The sequence below is a fragment of the Burkholderia sp. AU28863 genome (assembly GCF_002223195.1).
Classification (GTDB): domain Bacteria; phylum Pseudomonadota; class Gammaproteobacteria; order Burkholderiales; family Burkholderiaceae; genus Burkholderia; species Burkholderia sola.
Genome location: NZ_NKFE01000005.1, coordinates 796,879 through 812,108 on the forward strand (window position 1 = coordinate 796,879; position 15,230 = coordinate 812,108).

13 protein-coding genes are annotated in these 15,230 nt (G+C 67.7%); 10 read left to right on the top strand and 3 right to left on the bottom strand.

Features of this window, described 5'->3' with window-relative positions:
• The first annotated feature begins 136 nt into the window (after positions 1–136).
• Both aspA and CFB81_RS20120 read left to right on the top strand, forming a co-directional pair.
• Entirely contained in the window at positions 137–1,543 is a 1,407-nt protein-coding gene (aspA, locus tag CFB81_RS20115; protein ID WP_089436287.1) for an aspartate ammonia-lyase, read from the top strand.
• A gap of 76 nt (positions 1,544–1,619) precedes the next feature.
• A complete protein-coding gene (locus tag CFB81_RS20120) occupies positions 1,620–3,125 on the top strand; it encodes an amino acid permease (protein ID WP_069618341.1) in 1,506 nt (501 codons plus the stop codon).
• Between the two features lie 76 nt (positions 3,126–3,201).
• On the opposite strand, the gene CFB81_RS20125 is transcribed toward CFB81_RS20120, so the two are convergent.
• Positions 3,202–3,885 (bottom strand): alpha/beta hydrolase, encoded by a 684-nt coding sequence (locus CFB81_RS20125; RefSeq protein ID WP_089436288.1) that lies wholly within the window; start codon positions 3,883–3,885, stop codon positions 3,202–3,204.
• 724 nt (positions 3,886–4,609) lie between these two features.
• Here CFB81_RS20125 and CFB81_RS20135 point away from each other — a divergent pair.
• The 6 genes from CFB81_RS20135 (at position 4,610) to CFB81_RS20160 (ending at position 10,313) form a co-directional block, all read left to right on the top strand.
• Positions 4,610–6,997 (top strand): MCP four helix bundle domain-containing protein, encoded by a 2,388-nt coding sequence (locus tag CFB81_RS20135; protein WP_089436289.1) that lies wholly within the window; start codon positions 4,610–4,612, stop codon positions 6,995–6,997.
• Positions 6,998–7,019: 22 nt separating this feature from the next.
• Complete coding sequence (locus tag CFB81_RS20140) at positions 7,020–7,748, top strand: methyl-accepting chemotaxis protein (RefSeq protein WP_089437076.1); 729 nt, start codon at positions 7,020–7,022, stop codon at positions 7,746–7,748.
• Positions 7,745–8,326, top strand: a complete 582-nt coding sequence (locus CFB81_RS20145) for a hypothetical protein (RefSeq protein ID WP_089436290.1) — start codon at positions 7,745–7,747, stop codon at positions 8,324–8,326. The genes CFB81_RS20140 and CFB81_RS20145 overlap by 4 nt, the downstream gene beginning before the upstream one ends.
• Positions 8,327–8,347: 21 nt before the next feature.
• The gene (locus CFB81_RS20150) at positions 8,348–9,307 is read left to right on the top strand and encodes a chemotaxis protein CheX (protein ID WP_089436291.1); all 960 of its coding nucleotides are present in this window, start codon (positions 8,348–8,350) and stop codon (positions 9,305–9,307) included.
• Positions 9,308–9,343: 36 nt separating this feature from the next.
• Entirely contained in the window at positions 9,344–9,709 is a 366-nt protein-coding gene (locus tag CFB81_RS20155) for a response regulator (RefSeq protein WP_006486240.1), read from the top strand.
• A gap of 145 nt (positions 9,710–9,854) precedes the next feature.
• Positions 9,855–10,313 carry a DUF3592 domain-containing protein gene (locus CFB81_RS20160; protein ID WP_089436292.1) on the top strand — a complete coding sequence of 153 codons (459 nt, stop codon included), beginning with the start codon at positions 9,855–9,857 and terminating at the stop codon, positions 10,311–10,313.
• 22 nt (positions 10,314–10,335) lie between these two features.
• Here the strand turns inward: CFB81_RS20160 and CFB81_RS20165 are convergent, their stop codons facing one another.
• Positions 10,336–11,214: a LysR family transcriptional regulator gene (locus tag CFB81_RS20165; RefSeq protein WP_249190217.1), complete on the bottom strand. Its 879-nt coding sequence runs from the start codon at positions 11,212–11,214 to the stop codon at positions 10,336–10,338.
• Between the two features lie 137 nt (positions 11,215–11,351).
• On the opposite strand from CFB81_RS20165, the gene CFB81_RS20170 reads away from it, so the two are divergent.
• A complete protein-coding gene (locus tag CFB81_RS20170) occupies positions 11,352–12,782 on the top strand; it encodes an MFS transporter (protein WP_089436293.1) in 1,431 nt (476 codons plus the stop codon).
• A gap of 183 nt (positions 12,783–12,965) precedes the next feature.
• Positions 12,966–13,760 (top strand): enoyl-CoA hydratase, encoded by a 795-nt coding sequence (locus tag CFB81_RS20175; RefSeq protein ID WP_069618333.1) that lies wholly within the window; start codon positions 12,966–12,968, stop codon positions 13,758–13,760.
• A gap of 210 nt (positions 13,761–13,970) precedes the next feature.
• Here CFB81_RS20175 and alr read toward each other — a convergent pair whose 3' ends face one another.
• Positions 13,971–15,092 (bottom strand): alanine racemase, encoded by a 1,122-nt coding sequence (alr, locus tag CFB81_RS20180; RefSeq protein ID WP_069618332.1) that lies wholly within the window; start codon positions 15,090–15,092, stop codon positions 13,971–13,973.
• Positions 15,093–15,230 lie beyond the last annotated feature (138 nt).

A 15,230-nucleotide genomic window follows, 5' to 3' on the forward strand; every position in this document is an offset into this window, starting at 1 on the left:
CTCGCTGTTGCGTCCCACGCAAAACCGCTTTCGATAATACAGAAGGGAGCTTGTTTTTGCAAAGGCATAGAATGCGAACCCGTCGCGTCGGCAAGCGGCGGCCGGCGAGCGGCACGAGACATTTCAGGAGGGCACGATGGCAGAAAACGGCTTCCGCGTCGAAGCGGATCTTTTAGGCAAACGAAGCATTCCGGATACCGCCTATTACGGCGTCCACACGCTGCGCGCGAAAGAGAATTTCGACATTTCGGGCCGCACTATCGCGTCACTGCCGTACCTCGTGATGGCGCTCGCGTCCGTGAAGGAAGCGGCGGCCGACGCCAATTGCGAACTCGGGCTGCTGCCGCGGTCGTACCGTGATGCGATCGCCGCCGCGTGCGTCGAGATCCGCGAAGGGCGGCTGCACGACCAGTTCGTCGTCGACGTCATCCAGGGCGGCGCCGGCACGTCGACCAACATGAACGCGAACGAGGTGATCTGCAACCGCGCGCTCGAAATCATGGGTCACGCGCGCGGGCAGTACGAATACCTGCATCCGAACGAGCACGTCAATCTCGCGCAGAGCACCAACGACGTCTATCCGACCGCGATCCGGATCGCGACGTGCTTCGCGGTCGAGCATCTGCTCGAAGCGATGGCGCGGCTGCGCGATGCATTCGCGGAGCGGGCCGACGCGTTCGCCGGCTTGCTGAAGCTCGGCCGCACGCAGTTGCAGGACGCGGTGCCGATGACGCTCGGCCAGGAATTCTCGACCTACGCGGTGATGTTGACGGAAGACATCGCGCGGCTGCAGGAAGCCGGCTGGCTGATTCGCGAGATCAACCTCGGCGCGACCGCGATCGGCACGGGGATCACCGCGCATCCGCAATACGCGGAGAAAGCGCTGGCCGCGCTGCGCCGCATCACCGGCCTCGACCTGAGCACCGCGCCGAACCTGATCGAGGCGACGCAGGATTGCGGCGCGTTCGTCCAGGTGTCGGGCGTGCTCAAGCGGATCGCCGTCAAGCTGTCGAAGATCTGCAACGACCTGCGGTTGCTGTCGAGCGGCCCGCGCGCGGGTTTCGGCGAGATCAACCTGCCGCCCGTGCAGGCCGGCTCGTCGATCATGCCCGGCAAGGTGAATCCGGTGATTCCGGAAGTCGTCAACCAGGTCGCGTTCGAGGTGTTCGGCAACGACGTGACCATCACCTTCGCGGCCGAGGCCGGCCAGCTTCAGCTCAACGCGTTCGAACCGGTGATCGCGAGCGCGCTGTTCCGCAGCTTCAGCCACCTGACGGCCGCGTGCACGACGCTCGCGCAGCGATGCGTGAGCGGCATCACCGCGAATCCGGAACGGTTGCGCGAAACGATGGAGCGCTCGGTCGCGCTCGCGACCGCGCTGAATCCGTACATCGGCTACAAGCGCGCGACCGCCGTGGCCGCCGAAGCGCATGCGACCGGCAAGTCGATCCGCCAGGTCGTGCTGGCGCGCGAACTGATGACCGAGGCGCAACTCGACGAAGCGCTGCAGCCCGAAGCGCTGATCCGGCCGCGCGCGTTCTGACGCGAGCCGGTTCGCGGTCGTACCGAAAACGCCCCGGAGCGGGGCGCGACACATCTACAAACAACGGAGACTCACGATGAAACACCCCAGCGAGCGCCCGGCCGGTCCGGCCGGCGGCGCGGATGCCGCGCATGCCGATCCCGATGCGATGTTCGCGTCGCACGAAGCCGGCTATGCGAAGCAGTTGAAGCCGCGGCACGTGCAGATGATCGCGATGGGCGGTGCGATCGGCACCGGCCTCTTTCTCGGCGCGGGCGGTCGCCTGCAAAGCGCGGGGCCCGCGCTCGCGCTCGTGTATCTCGTGTGCGGCGTGTTCGCGTTCCTGATCATGCGCGCGCTCGGCGAACTCGTGATGCACCGGCCGACCAGCGGCAGCTTCGTGTCGTACGCACGGGAGTTCATGGGCGAACGCGCGTCGTTCGTCGCGGGCTGGATGTACTACCTGAACTGGGCGACGACCGGCATCGTCGACATCACCGCGGTCGCGATCTACATGAAGTACTGGGCCGTGTTCACCGACGTGCCGCAATGGGTGTTCGCGCTCGGCGCGCTCGGGATCGTGTCGGTGATGAACATGATCGGCGTGAAGGTGTTCGGCGAGATGGAATTCTGGTTCTCGCTCGTCAAGGTCGGCACGCTCGCGGTGTTTCTCGCGGTCGGCACCGTGTTTCTCGCGAGCGGCCATCCGGTGGGCGGGCAGATGACGGGGCTGCACCTCGTCGCGGATCACGGCGGGATCTTCCCGCACGGGATCCTGCCGGCCGTGCTGATCGTGCAGGGCGTCGTGTTCGCGTATGCGAGCATCGAGCTCGTCGGCGTCGCGGCGGGCGAGACCGCCGACGCGCGCAAGGTGCTGCCGAAGGCGATCAACAGCGTGATGTGGCGCATCGCGCTGTTCTACGTCGGCTCGGTCGTGCTGCTGACGATGCTGCTGCCGTGGACCGCGTACAGCGCGCACGAAAGCCCGTTCGTCACGTTCTTCAGCAAGCTCGGCGTGCCGTATGTCGGTACCGTGATGAACGTCGTCGTGCTGACGGCCGCGCTGTCGAGCCTGAATTCCGGCCTCTATTCGACGGGCCGCGTGCTGCGCTCGCTCGCGATGGGCGGCTCGGCGCCGCGCTTCGTGTCGCGGATGAACGCGCGCGGCGTGCCGTACGGCGGGATCGTGATCACGGTCGCGATCAACGCGATCGGCGTGCCGCTGAACTATATCGTCCCGGCGCAGGCGTTCGAGATCGTGCTGAACATGGCGTCGCTCGGGATCATCACGACGTGGGGCTTCATCGTGATGTGCCAGATCCTGTTCCGTCGCGCGGTCGATCGCGGCGAGATGAAGGCCGTGTCGTTCCGGATGCCCGGTGCGCCGTTCACGTCGTGGCTCACGCTCGCGTTCCTCGTCGGCGTGCTGGTGCTGATGGCGTTCGACTACCCGGGCGGCACGTGGACCATCGCGACGATTCCCGTCGTCGTGCTCGCGCTGGTGATCGGCTGGAAGCTGGCGAAACGTGGCGCCGAGCGCGAGCGGGCGGCGGCGATGCCCGCATCCGTGCGTGCCGTTGCGGATCCCGCGCAGAACGCGTGACGTCATGCACCGGGGGGGCCGGTCCGTTCGCGGGCCGGCGCCCCGGTGCGTCCGGTTGCGGTTCATCAATTCAACTTCAGTTCAACCCGGCGCGCTCGCCGACCCATCGGCCGAAATCGCCGGCCATCTCCGCGGTCAGCTCGTGGCCGGCCGCATACAGACGCGTGTCGTGCGCGACGCCGAGCGCCGTCAGCTTCGCGTCGGCCGTGTCGGCCCACGCGATGGGCAACTTGTCGTCGAAGCGGCCGTGCATCACCAGCGCGTGCAGCGTGCTCAATGCATCGCGCGGCGCGATCAGCGGATCGATTTCCGGCAGGATGCGCCCGCACAGCACGGCGAACGCGCTCACGTCGCCCGGCGACGTCAGGCCCACGCTCGCGCTCATGATGCCGCCCTGGCTGAAGCCGGCGATCATGGTCGGCAACGCGGGGGCCGCGCTATCCCGCGCGCGGAGCGCATGCAGCAGTGTGAGCAGTTGCACGCGGCTCTCGTCCGCACGCGCCGCATCGATTTCAGGGCCGTTCGGGCCGAAACGCACCGGAAACCATGCATGCTGATTGGGCCCGAATGCGAGCGGCCCCCGCAGGAACGCGATTTCGATGCGCGGATCGATCGTGTCGGCCACGTTCAGCAGGTTGGTCTCGTTACCGCCGACGCCATGCAGCAGCAACAGGCGGGCGGCCGGTTGGCCGGTGGCCGGACGCAGCCGGTATTGAAGGCCGGATTCGGGTTCGGTGGCCAGCGGCAGGACGTCGGTCATCGCGTGGGTCCGGTTGGGGGGAGTGATCCGACAGTCTAAAACGCCCCGGGGGTGAGGTGAATCGCCGGATTGCGATTGATTCTTTCTCGCCAGGAATGAATTGACCGGGTTGAAAGTTTTTTGTCAGAATCGGGTGCGACCACCGACACACTGGGAGATCCGATGAATTCGACGAAAAGATTTGAAGCCGACGATGCCAAAGCTGAACGGTTTCCCAAGGACGCGGGATTCGGCGCTCGCGGTTCCCATGAACCTCGTCGCAGCGCAGTGAGCGCGAACGAGCCGGCGCCGGAGCAGTCGGCGTGGCTGGCACCTCTGATCGGACCAATAGACCCGGAGTTTGAAAACGCGCTCGCGTCGCGACCCGCGATTTCAGACGAGAGCGGATGCGTTTGACGTTGCGGCAGCGAAGCGAAGGCGCAAACGTTTTACCGGTATTCGACCGGATTGAATTATCGGATCGAGAAATAAAAGAATGAATATCCAGATCCGATTTGCCGAGGTCGCCGGGCAAGCCGGACGGGACGCCCAGGCTGGCAGTTAACGGCCGGTCCAATAAGAACTTTAGCCTTTTCTCCCTACAATTGATCATTGCGATTTTCTCAATGGCCGATTGATTTTCGGTCATCGGACAGTCATACACCATCCCCGATAATTCGGCGCTCACATTCTTTCAATAGACCAAAGGGCGATCGAAACCCGATCGCTGCGGGGAGCCGTGTTCATGACCATCCGTCATCGCATTACGCTGCTAGTCGTCCTGACGTTCTTCGCGCTGTCCGCGATCGGCGTCTACGCCGTGTACCAGACGCGCAAGAGCGCGTCCGAAGTGCGTCAGGTCACCCAGGGAATCGTGCCGAGCGCGCTTGCGTCGGCGGATCTCGTCGCCGACGTGAAGAACATCCAGATCGCGACGATGACGCTCGTCTACGCGCCCGACGCGAACACCGCCGCGCAGGCGCGCGACGAGCTGACGGCGAAGCAGGCCGCGCTGCGCGCCGCGCTCGACGCGCAGGCGAAATCGGCGGTCGGCCGCGCGCAGGAAGGCCTCGTCGCGCAGGCGAAGGACAGCGCCGCGAACTATTTCGCGGCGATCGACGACACCGTGAAGATGAAGACGGACGGCAAGGCCGGGATGGCGCAGGCCTACCTGTTCGCGAACGTCGCGCAGTATCGCGACGAACTCGAAAGCATCGTCGACACGCTGCGCGTCGAGAAGAACCGCCAGAAGGACGACGCGATCGGCGCGCTGAACGGGATGCTCGCGACCACGGCGACCGCGATCGCGGGCGTCGCCGGCACGGTGATCGTGCTGCTGACCGCGCTCGGCTTCGTGCTGTATCGCCAGATCACGCGCCCGCTGATCGGGATGCAGACGGCGATGAGCGAGATCGCGACGAGCCAGGATTTCACGCGCCGCGTGCCGGTGGGCCGGATGGACGAAATCGGCCATTCGATCGTCGCGTTCAACGGGATGATCAAGAAGATCCAGGAGAACGCCGCGCAACTGAAGCAGAAGACGGCCGATATCCAGGCGATGCTGCAGAACATGCAGCAGGGCATCCTGACCGTCGTCGAAGGCGGCGTCGTGCATGCGGAATATTCGGCGTACCTCGAAACCATCTTCGAGACGAACGACATCGCCGGCCGCGACCTGATGGCGCTCGTGTTCGACGATTCGGCGATCGGCGCCGACGCGCGCTCGCAGGTCGATGCGGCCGTGCATGCGTGCCTCGGCGAGGACAGCATGAACTTCGGGTTCAACGAGCATCTGCTCGTCAACGAAGTCGCGAAGCGGATGCCGGACGGCCGCGAGAAGTGGCTCGACCTCAGCTGGTCGGCGATCACCGACGAGACCGACACCGTGGTGCGCCTGATGCTGTGCGTGCGCGACGTGACCGAGATCCGCGCGCTGACCGCGCAGGCCGGCGAACAGCAGCGGCGCCTCGAGATGATCGGCGAGATCCTGTCGATCAGCCAGGACAAGTTCCACGACTTCGTGCACAGCGCGAAGGGCTTCCTCAGCGAGAACGAGCGGATGATCCGCCAGCACGAGCGCGTCGATCACTCGATCGTCGCGGCGCTGTTCCGCAACATGCATACGATCAAGGGCAATGCGCGCACGTACAGCCTCCAGCACCTGACGAACATCGTCCACGAAGCGGAGCAGGCGTACGAATCGCTGCGCCGCGCGGACGGCGGCCCCGAATGGAACCGCGACGCGCTGATGGACGATCTGGCGCGCGTGCGCGAAGCCATCGATCACTACGCGACGATCAACGCGGTCACGCTCGGCCGCAGCGGCGAGCCGGCACCGAATGGCGCCGATTTCCTGATGGTCGAGCGCGCGCATATCCGCGAGAGCCTGCGCGTGCTCGACGGCGCCGATCCGGCGAACGCGTCCGACTGGCACGCGGCGCGCGATGCGGTGCGCCGCATGCTGAGCCAGCTCGGCACGCAAGGCATCGGCGACGCGCTCGGCGGCGTGATCGAGTCGCTGCCGTCGCTCGCGGCCGAACTCGGCAAGCCGGCGCCCGTCGTGCACATCGACAGCCACGGCCAGCGCGTGCGCAGCGAGATCGTCGCGACGCTGAAGAACGTGTTCATGCACCTGCTGCGCAATGCGATCGACCACGGGATCGAATCGTCCGACGCGCGGCGCGCGGCCGGCAAGCCGGCGTCCGGCACGATCGACATCGCGGTCGGGGTGGGCGGCGGCGAACTGTGGTTCGTGCTCGGCGACGACGGCCGCGGCCTCGCGCTCGACCGGATTCGCGGCATCGCACGCGAGCGCGGCTGGATCGATGCCGCGAGCGAAGCGGCGCTGTCCGACGAGGACGTCGCCGAGCTGATCTTCCGGCCGGGCTTCTCGACCGCGCAGACGGTGACCGAAGTATCGGGGCGCGGCGTCGGCATGGACGCGGTGCGCAATTTCCTGAAGCGCGACGGCGGCGATATCGCGCTACGCTTCACCGACGATCGCGTCGGCGCGCCGTATCGCGCGTTCGAGACGATCGTGTCGCTGCCGGCGCGTTTCGCGGTGGATGGTGCCGCGCATGGCGCGGGCCACGCGCCGCGCGCGCACGGCGTGGATATCGGCGCGGCGGAGTGACGGCGTGATCGTGCAGGCGTGGATGATTCAGATGGCCGCCGCGCTGGCGGGCGGCGTGGTCGTCGCGGTCGCGGCGGCGATCGTGTTTCGCGTGATGCGACAGCGGCTCGTGGCGGCGCTGGCGCGCGATGCGCACGCGTTGCGCGGTGCGCTCGACGCCGCCGGCGCACGCGCCGATGAAGCGGCGTCGGCGCATGCGCGAGCGGCCGATGCATGGGCGCAACGCGAGGTGCGGCTGGAGGAGGCGCTGACGCGGGAGGTATCCGCGAACGGCGCGCAGCGCGACGCGTTGCAGGCGCTGTCGGCCGACCGCGCGGCGCTCGCGCAGCATGCGATGAAGATCGCCGACGAAGCCGCGCGCTTGCGCGGGCTCGCCGGCACGTTCGAGCGCTGGCACGAGCAGATGATCTCGCTGACCACGCAGAACCAGGACATGCGCGCGAAGAACCAGGAGCTGTCGGCGATCGTCGCGCACGTGTCGATCGTGTCGCTGAACGCGTCGATCGAGGCCGCGCGTGCAGGCACGGCCGGACGCGGCTTCTCGATTGTCGCGAGCGAAGTGCGCGGGCTGGCCGCGCGCTCGCAGGAGCTGTCGAACAGCTATCGCGACAGCCTGAACCGCAACGATCTCGTGACGGCCGCGACGTTCCAGGACATCCAGGCCGGCGGCAAGATGATCACGGCCGCGCTCGCGACCGTCGAGACGCTGGCCGGGCAACTGCATGCACGGATCGAAGGGGCGGCGGCGTGATCAGTGCGCAGGCGAGGGCCGGTTTCGAACGGATCTTCTTCGATGCCGCGCGCACGCGGCTCGCGGCCGGCGGCACGTGCGACATCCGGCCGGCCGCCGGTCACGAACACGATGCGCCGGATCGCGTGCGCGCGAAGTCGGGATCGAAGCCGAAAGTGGTCGAGCATGTGGTCGTGCTGACGATCTCCGCGCTGCATTTTCGCTTGCTGCTCGCGCTGCGCTTCAGCGACGACGACGCGACGCGCCGCCATTTCGCCGGTGCGGCGGCGGGCGCGAACAGCCAGCGGCCGCTGACCGACGCGTTCATGGAAGTCGCGAACCTGTGTTGCGGCGCGATCAACCAGGCGCTGACCGCGCCGTTTCCCGATCTCGGGATGTCGACGCCTTACCTGCTGAGCGGCGCGAGCCTCGACTTCATGCACGCGCTCTCGCCCGATTACGTGGCCGCGTACGATCTGACGCTCGACGGCGACGTGCGGGTCGGCGCGACGCTGTGCGCATGCGCGAACGCGCCGGTCGATTTCCACGTGCCGGAAACGGCGATGATGGACACCGGCGGCGAGCTCGAACTGTTCTGACGACCATCAGGAATCCATCGGATGAACGAAGATCAACCCGTCAGCAAGGTGCTCGTACTCGACGACAGCCGCGTGCACGCCGATGCGATCAAGCGTTTCTGCGACGCGCACAACCTGGTCGGCCTGACCGTGCGGCGCAGCCGGCTGCTGAAGGTGCTGCGCTCGAACATCGATCTCGGCGCGATCCTGCTCGCGGAGGATTACGGCGGCTCGCCGGCCGAGAGCGCGATCATCGCGACGCAGATCGACGCGCTGCGGCCCGAGCTGCCGATCATCCTGCGCCGCGAATCGCTCGCGTCGCGCGACGGGCTGCCCGATGCGCTCGCCCGTGTCGCGTGCGCGGCCTACGTCGCCGACGACATGACGCCGCTCGAGCGCGCGATCGACGAATACCTGTTCAGCCGCGACTATCCGAACGCGCTCGTGCGCGGCATCTCGGAAATCACCGAGGCGCGCATCGACAGCCTGTTTCCGGGCATGACGATCGAGCACGATACGCCGTGCATCGTCCGCGACCAGATCATCTTCGGCGAGGTGTTCAGCCTGATCGCGCTCGAAAGCGCATGGTGTCGCGGCTACATGCTGTTGCAGACGAGCGAGCAGCCGCTGCTCGACATGCTCGGCGGCACGCGCGACGGCGGCCGCGCGCCGGATTTCCGCGACGTGAACAGCGTGCTCGGCGAGCTGACCAACCTCGTGTGGGGCGCGTTCAAGAACCGCTATCTCGGCGACGCGGAGGCGCTGGCGCGCCATCCGGTGCAGGTGCCGCTCGTCGTCAATCACAAGCAGAAGTTCATCTCGTTCGGCGGCGACTGTCCGCAACTCTGTTTCAAGTATCGGATGACCGATCCGGCGTCGGGGCGCGCGGTCCGTCTCGACCAGCGTTTCGTGTTCAGCCTGAGCTGGTCGCCGGAGGATTTCCGCGAATCGGTGCAGGACGTCGGGCCGATGGTCGAAGCGGGCGAACTCGAACTGTTTTGAATGTTGAAGTCGGCAACGACGAAAGGGGAATACGACATGGCAAAGATTCTGGTGGTCGACGATTCGGGCACGGTGCGCGACGAAGTCGCGGGCTTCCTGCGCAATCACGGGCTCGACGTCGCGACGGCCGTCGACGGCAAGGACGGGCTCGCGAAGCTCAAGGCGACGCCCGGCGTGCGCCTCGTGATCAGCGACGTGAACATGCCGAACATGGACGGCCTGACGATGGTCGAGAAGATTCGCGGCGAGCTGGCGAACACGGCGGTCAACGTCGTGATGCTGACGACCGAAAGCAGCCCGGCGATGAAGGAGCGCGGCAAGGCCGCCGGCGTGAAGGGCTGGATCGTGAAGCCGTTCAAGGGCGACGCGGTGCTCGACGCGCTGAAGAAGCTCGCGGGCTGACGCGCCAGCGGGCCGTCGAACGGTTGCGCGCGCAATTTACAGCGCGCCGGGATGTCCGTATCCTGCCGGATGCCGAGGGCGGCGTGGCGGCGCATCGTGCGCCGCACGCCCGGCATTGACGAACATCAGAAACGGAACGAAACCGATGGCATCCGAATACGGGCGACCCGCTGCGCGGCACACGGGCATGCAAATCGCGAAGGGCGTCGTTTTTACCATCGTCGGCACATGCATGCTGATCGGCGTCGCGCTGTACGCGCAGTCGACGCGGGAATTCCTGCGAACGTCGGTCGTCGTGCCGGGGCGTGTCGTCAAGCTGAACGCGGGCGCGCATCATCCGGAGATCGCGTTTACGACGCTCGCGGGCGAGCAGGTCGAATATGCGCAGGGCGGCGACGTCAGCGTGCAGGACGGCGCGACGGTCGAGGTGCGCTATGCGCCGGACGCGCCGAAGATGACCGCACGGATGAATACGTTCGGCGCGATCTGGGGCGGCGTGCTGACAATCGGCGCGATGGGGGCGGTCTTTTTCGCCGTCGGCGTCGCGCAATTGTGGCCGGGCGTGCGTGCATGGCGTAGCGGGCGGAACGCGGCCGCGCGCTGACGCCCTGAAGCTTGCAGGCTGGCTACCGGCCCGCCGCCGCGGTCGCGAATTCGTCGACGACGGCTTCGATCACCGCCTGCACGCGCGCGGTCTTGTAGAGATCGGCATGGGCGACGAGCCACACGTCGAAATGATTGCACCGCTGCGGCATGAGCCGCACCAGTTCCGGCTCGGTGTCGGCGCGAAAGCACGGCAGCTCCGCAATGCCGAGCCCCGCCAGCGTGGCCTCCACCAGCATCATCGTCGACGAGGTCTGGAACATCACGCGTCCGCGCGACGTCGGTTCGCCGCACAGCGCATCCCACATCGCCGGCACCACCGGCTGCTGGTACATCACCAGATCGTGCCCGTCGAACGCGTTGCCCGCGAGCGGTTCGCCCCGTTCGGCCAGGTAGCGGCGCGATGCATAGATGCCCGTTTCGAGATGCCCGAGCCGCCTGGCGATCAGGTCCGGCGATTCCGGCCGCAACGTACGGATCGCGAGATCCGCTTCGCGGCGCGTGAGGTTGGTGATTTGCGCCGACGTCACGCACACGACGTCGATGCCGGCATGTCTGCGCCGCAAGCGGGCGATCGCGGGCACGACGAAACGCTTGCCGAGCGAGTCGGTCGTGGCGATGCGCACGGACCCGGCCAGTTGCTCGTCGAGCCCCATTACGCGGCGTTCGATCGTGAGCGACGCGCGCTCCATCGTTTCGGCCGGTTCGAGCAGCGCTTCGCCCGCGGTCGTCAGCACATAGAGGGACGGTGTGCGGAGAAACAGCCGGGCCGACAGTTCGTCCTCGAGCGCGGCGATCCGGCGCCCGACCGTCGCCTGGTCGACGTTCAGCTGCGCCGCGGCGCCGCGCAGCGTGCCGGTGCGCGCCAGCGCGAGGAAGAAGCGGGCGTTGTCCCAGTTCAAGCGGATCGATCGTGTCATCGGGCAGGCGGCGACGGACGGGAAACGGTGATGCAGATCTGCATCGGGGAAATGCGAAATTATCACTTTTCCGCATCGCGCGCCCGGTCCTAGACTTCCGGCATCTGCATGGAGGTGTCATGGCCGATTGCCGTTCCGTTTCCGTCCCGGTTTCTCCCGTCGCGCTGGCAGCGCCGAGCCGCGCGACGGCGCGCGAGCAGCGCCTGACGCTGGCGCTCGTCGCGGTCGGCATGTTCATGGCGGTACTTGATTCGACGATCGTCAACGTCGCGCTGCCGGCGATGCGCGCGAGCCTCGGCGCGACGGTCGCGGAACTCGCGTGGATCGTCGACGCGTATACGCTCAGCTTCGCCGCGCTGATCCTCGCGGGCGGTGCGCTGTCCGACCGGTTCGGCGCGAAGCGCGTGTACCTTGCCGGGTTGGCGCTGTTCGTCGGCGCATCGGCGGCGTGCGGCGTCGCGTCGTCGGTGGCGATCCTCGTGGCCGCGCGTTTCGTGCAGGGCATGGGCGCCGCGCTCTTTTTGCCCGCGTCGCTCGCGATCGTGCGCAGCACCTTCGACGTGCCGGCCGAGCGCGCGCGGGCAATCGCGGTGTGGGCCGGCATCGCGTCGGTCGCGGTCGCGGTGGGGCCGGTGCTGGGCGGCATCCTGGTCGACGATTTCGGCTGGCGCAGCGCGTTCCTGATCAACGTGCCGACCGGCGCGGTCGCGTTTGCCGGCGCGGCGGCGCTCGTTCGCGCCGCGGTCGCGCGGGACGTGCGCCAGTTCGACTGGGCCGGCCAGTGCGTCGGGGCGGCGGCGCTCGGCGCGCTGTGTTTCGCGGTGATCGAATTGCCGACGCGCGGCGCCGGCGCCGCGGAGGTCCGCGCCGCGTTGTTGCTCGCCGCGCTCGCCGCCGGGGTGCTGGTCGTCGTCGAGCGGCGCGCCCGCCATCCGATGGTGCCGCTCGCGTGGTTTCGCAATCGCGTCTTCGTCGCGATGAACCTGATGGGCAGCCTCGTCTATGTCGGCTACTTCGGGTTGCTGTTCGTGCTGAGCCTGTACCTGCACGGGCGCTTCGGCATGAGCGCGCGGCAGATCGGGCTGACGCTGCTGCCGTTCGCGTTGAGTCTGTCGCTCGGCAATCTGCTGTCGGGAAAACTGCATGGCCGCGTTCGTCCGGTCACGCTGATGGCGAACGGCCTCGCGATGGCGGCGCTGGCCATTCCGGCGATGGCGCTTGCGCTCGCGCTGCATGCGCCGTGGCCGGTGGTCTGGACGGCCATGGCCGCCTTCGGCACGGGGACCGCGCTGTCGGTCGCGCCGATGATCGCGACGGTGCTCGAACAGGTGCCCGCCGACGCGGCGGGCGTGGCGTCCGGGTTCCTCAACGCGGCACGGCAGGCCGGCAGCCTGCTCGGCGTGGCCGTCGCAGGCGCCGCGACGATACTGTTGCCGGATCTGACCGATGCGCTGTGGGCGGTCGCGGCGCTCGGCTGTGTCGCCTATGCGATTGCCGCGTTGGCCGCAAGGACGGCCGGCCGCGCGGAAGCCGCGCAACCACGCCGTTGACGCGTGACGGGCACGGTCGTTGCGCACTGGCCGGCAGCCGCCGTGCATGGGCGTGCGGCACCGCGGCTGGACGCCGTACGGAATGTGGAGGACCATTTCGTGACGGTGCCGCGACCGGACGGACATGCGTTTCGTCCGGCCGCGCCGCATCGAATCCTGCCGAACCCCGTTGAACGGAACACCATGGAACCCATTCACGAGACAGCCGAGCCGATCCTGCTGCGCGACGCGCACGACGGCGTCGTCACGCTGCGCCTGAATCGCCCGCAGCAGTTCAACGCGTTGTCCGAAGCGATGCTGTCGGCGCTGCACGATGCATTCGACACGCTGGCTGCCGATCCGCACGTGCGCTGCGTCGTGCTGGCCGCCGAAGGCAAGGCGTTCTGCGCGGGCCACGACTTGCGCCAGATGCGCGGCAAGCCCGAACTCGATTACTACCGCACGTTGTTCGCGCAGTGCAGCCGCGTGATGCTCGCGATGCGCGCGTTGCCGGTGCCGGTGATCGCGCGCGTGCACGGCATCGCGACGGCGGCCGGGTGCCAGCTGGTCGCGGCATGCGACCTCGCGATCGCTGCCGATACCGCGCGCTTCGCGGTGTCGGGCATCAACGTCGGGCTGTTCTGCTCGACGCCTGCCGTCGCGTTGAGCCGCAACGTCGCGGCCAAGCGCGCGTTCGACATGCTGGTGACCGGCCGTTTCGTCGATGCGGCGACGGCCGCCGCGTGGGGGCTCGTCAACGAAGCCGTGCCCGAGGATGCGCTCGATGCGGCCGTCGCGCGCAAGGTCGCGGAAATCGTCGCGAAGAGCCCCGCCGCGGTGCGGGTCGGCAAGCAGATGTTCTATCGTCAGCGCGAGTTGCCGCTCGACGAAGCGTATGCGTACGCGGGCGACGTGATGGCGCGCAACATGATGGAAGAGGATGCGGGCGAGGGGATCGACGCATTTCTCGAGAAGCGCAAGCCGACGTGGCGTTCGTGATGCGTTGACGGAAGCGGGCGGGCAGCGAGGGCGTTGTCTCCCGACGGTGCATGCAACGCGCTACGACGTGGCGCGTTGTCGCCGGTGCGCGAAGGCGGTTCGCCGCAAAGCAGACGGGCCGCCAGGGCGGCCCGCAAGCAAGCGGAACGGCATGCGCGGCGAGACGGTCACGCACCGTCGCATCCGTGGTATCGCCGCAGGGCCTGCCGGTCAGCGTCCGTAGCTCCCCGTCCGCAGCGCCGGCTGCACGGTCGACGCGCCGGGCGGCACGATCACGACCGGCACGCGGCGCGCGAGCGCGCACATCAGCTCGTAGCCGATCGTGCCGCTGGCTTCCGCGACATCGTCCACCTTCACCTGGTCGCCCCACAGCTCGACGCTCGAGCCGATGCCCGCGTTCGGGCACGGCGTCAGGTCGACGGTCAGCATGTCCATCGACACGCGGCCGACGACGCGCGTCATCACGCCGTCCACCGCGATCGGCGTGCCGGTCGGCGCGTGGCGCGGATAGCCGTCCGCGTAGCCGCACGCGACGACGCCGATCCGCATCGGCCGGTCGGCCGTGAAGCGGCGGCCGTAGCCGACGGTCTCTTCGGGCGCGAGCGTCTGCACGCCGATGATCTTGCTGGTCAGCGTCATCGCGGCCGTCAGCGGCGTGTCGGCGATATGCCGCGCCGCGCCGGTCGGCGATGCGCCGTACAGGATCGTGCCGGGCCGCACCCAGTCGCGGTGCGCGCGCGGATGCCACAGCACGGCCGCCGAATTCGACACCGAGCGCTCGCCCGGAATTCCGGCCGTGGTCGCGTCGAACTGTTCGAGCTGCCAGTCGACTTCGCCTTCGTCGGCGTTCGCGAAATGCATCATCAGCGTGATCCTGCCGATCGACGGCGCGCTGGCCGCGCGCTCCCACGCGGCGCGGAACGCGGCCGGCCGGTAGCCGAGCCGGTTCATGCCGGAATTCATCTTCAACTGGATATCGATTGGCTGCTGAGGCTTCGCGGCGATCAGCAGGTCGAGCTGTTCGTCGCAGTGCACGGCGACCGTCAGTCGATGACGATCGGCCAGCTCGACGTCGGCCGGCTCGAAGATTCCTTCGAGCAGCAGCACGGGCTTGTCCCAGCCGAGTTCGCGTACGCGCACGGCTTCGTCGAGATCGAGCAGCGCGATGCCGTCGGCAGCCGCGAGGCCCGGGTAGATCCGTTCGATGCCGTGTCCGTACGCATTGGCCTTGATCACCGCCCACACGCGCGATTGCGCGGCGGTGCGGCGGATGAAGTCGAGGTTGTGGCGGACGGCGTCGGGGCGGATATGGGCGACGATGGGACGGGGCATGGCAAGGGCTCGGGTCGGATGTCGTTCGGCGCAGGGCGGTGCGGGGAAAATGGCTGGCCCGGCGCGGGAGCGCGTCAAGCCAGTGTTGAGCGCTATCTTATTGGTGTTCGACCAGTTTTAATTAACGTATTTGTCGGC

Bases quoted from the DNA above. Each gene is read 5' to 3' on its own strand.
- aspA (WP_089436287.1), top strand. From the start codon at position 137: ATGGCAGAAAACGGCTTCCGCGTCGAAGCGGATCTTTTAGGCAAACGA.
- CFB81_RS20120 (WP_069618341.1), top strand. From the start codon at position 1,620: ATGAAACACCCCAGCGAGCGCCCGGCCGGTCCGGCCGGCGGCGCGGAT.
- CFB81_RS20125 (WP_089436288.1), bottom strand. From the start codon at position 3,885: ATGACCGACGTCCTGCCGCTGGCCACCGAACCCGAATCCGGCCTTCAA.
- CFB81_RS20135 (WP_089436289.1), top strand. From the start codon at position 4,610: ATGACCATCCGTCATCGCATTACGCTGCTAGTCGTCCTGACGTTCTTC.
- CFB81_RS20140 (WP_089437076.1), top strand. From the start codon at position 7,020: ATGATTCAGATGGCCGCCGCGCTGGCGGGCGGCGTGGTCGTCGCGGTC.
- CFB81_RS20150 (WP_089436291.1), top strand. From the start codon at position 8,348: ATGAACGAAGATCAACCCGTCAGCAAGGTGCTCGTACTCGACGACAGC.
- CFB81_RS20155 (WP_006486240.1), top strand. From the start codon at position 9,344: ATGGCAAAGATTCTGGTGGTCGACGATTCGGGCACGGTGCGCGACGAA.
- CFB81_RS20160 (WP_089436292.1), top strand. From the start codon at position 9,855: ATGGCATCCGAATACGGGCGACCCGCTGCGCGGCACACGGGCATGCAA.
- CFB81_RS20170 (WP_089436293.1), top strand. From the start codon at position 11,352: ATGGCCGATTGCCGTTCCGTTTCCGTCCCGGTTTCTCCCGTCGCGCTG.
- CFB81_RS20175 (WP_069618333.1), top strand. From the start codon at position 12,966: ATGGAACCCATTCACGAGACAGCCGAGCCGATCCTGCTGCGCGACGCG.
- alr (WP_069618332.1), bottom strand. From the start codon at position 15,092: ATGCCCCGTCCCATCGTCGCCCATATCCGCCCCGACGCCGTCCGCCAC.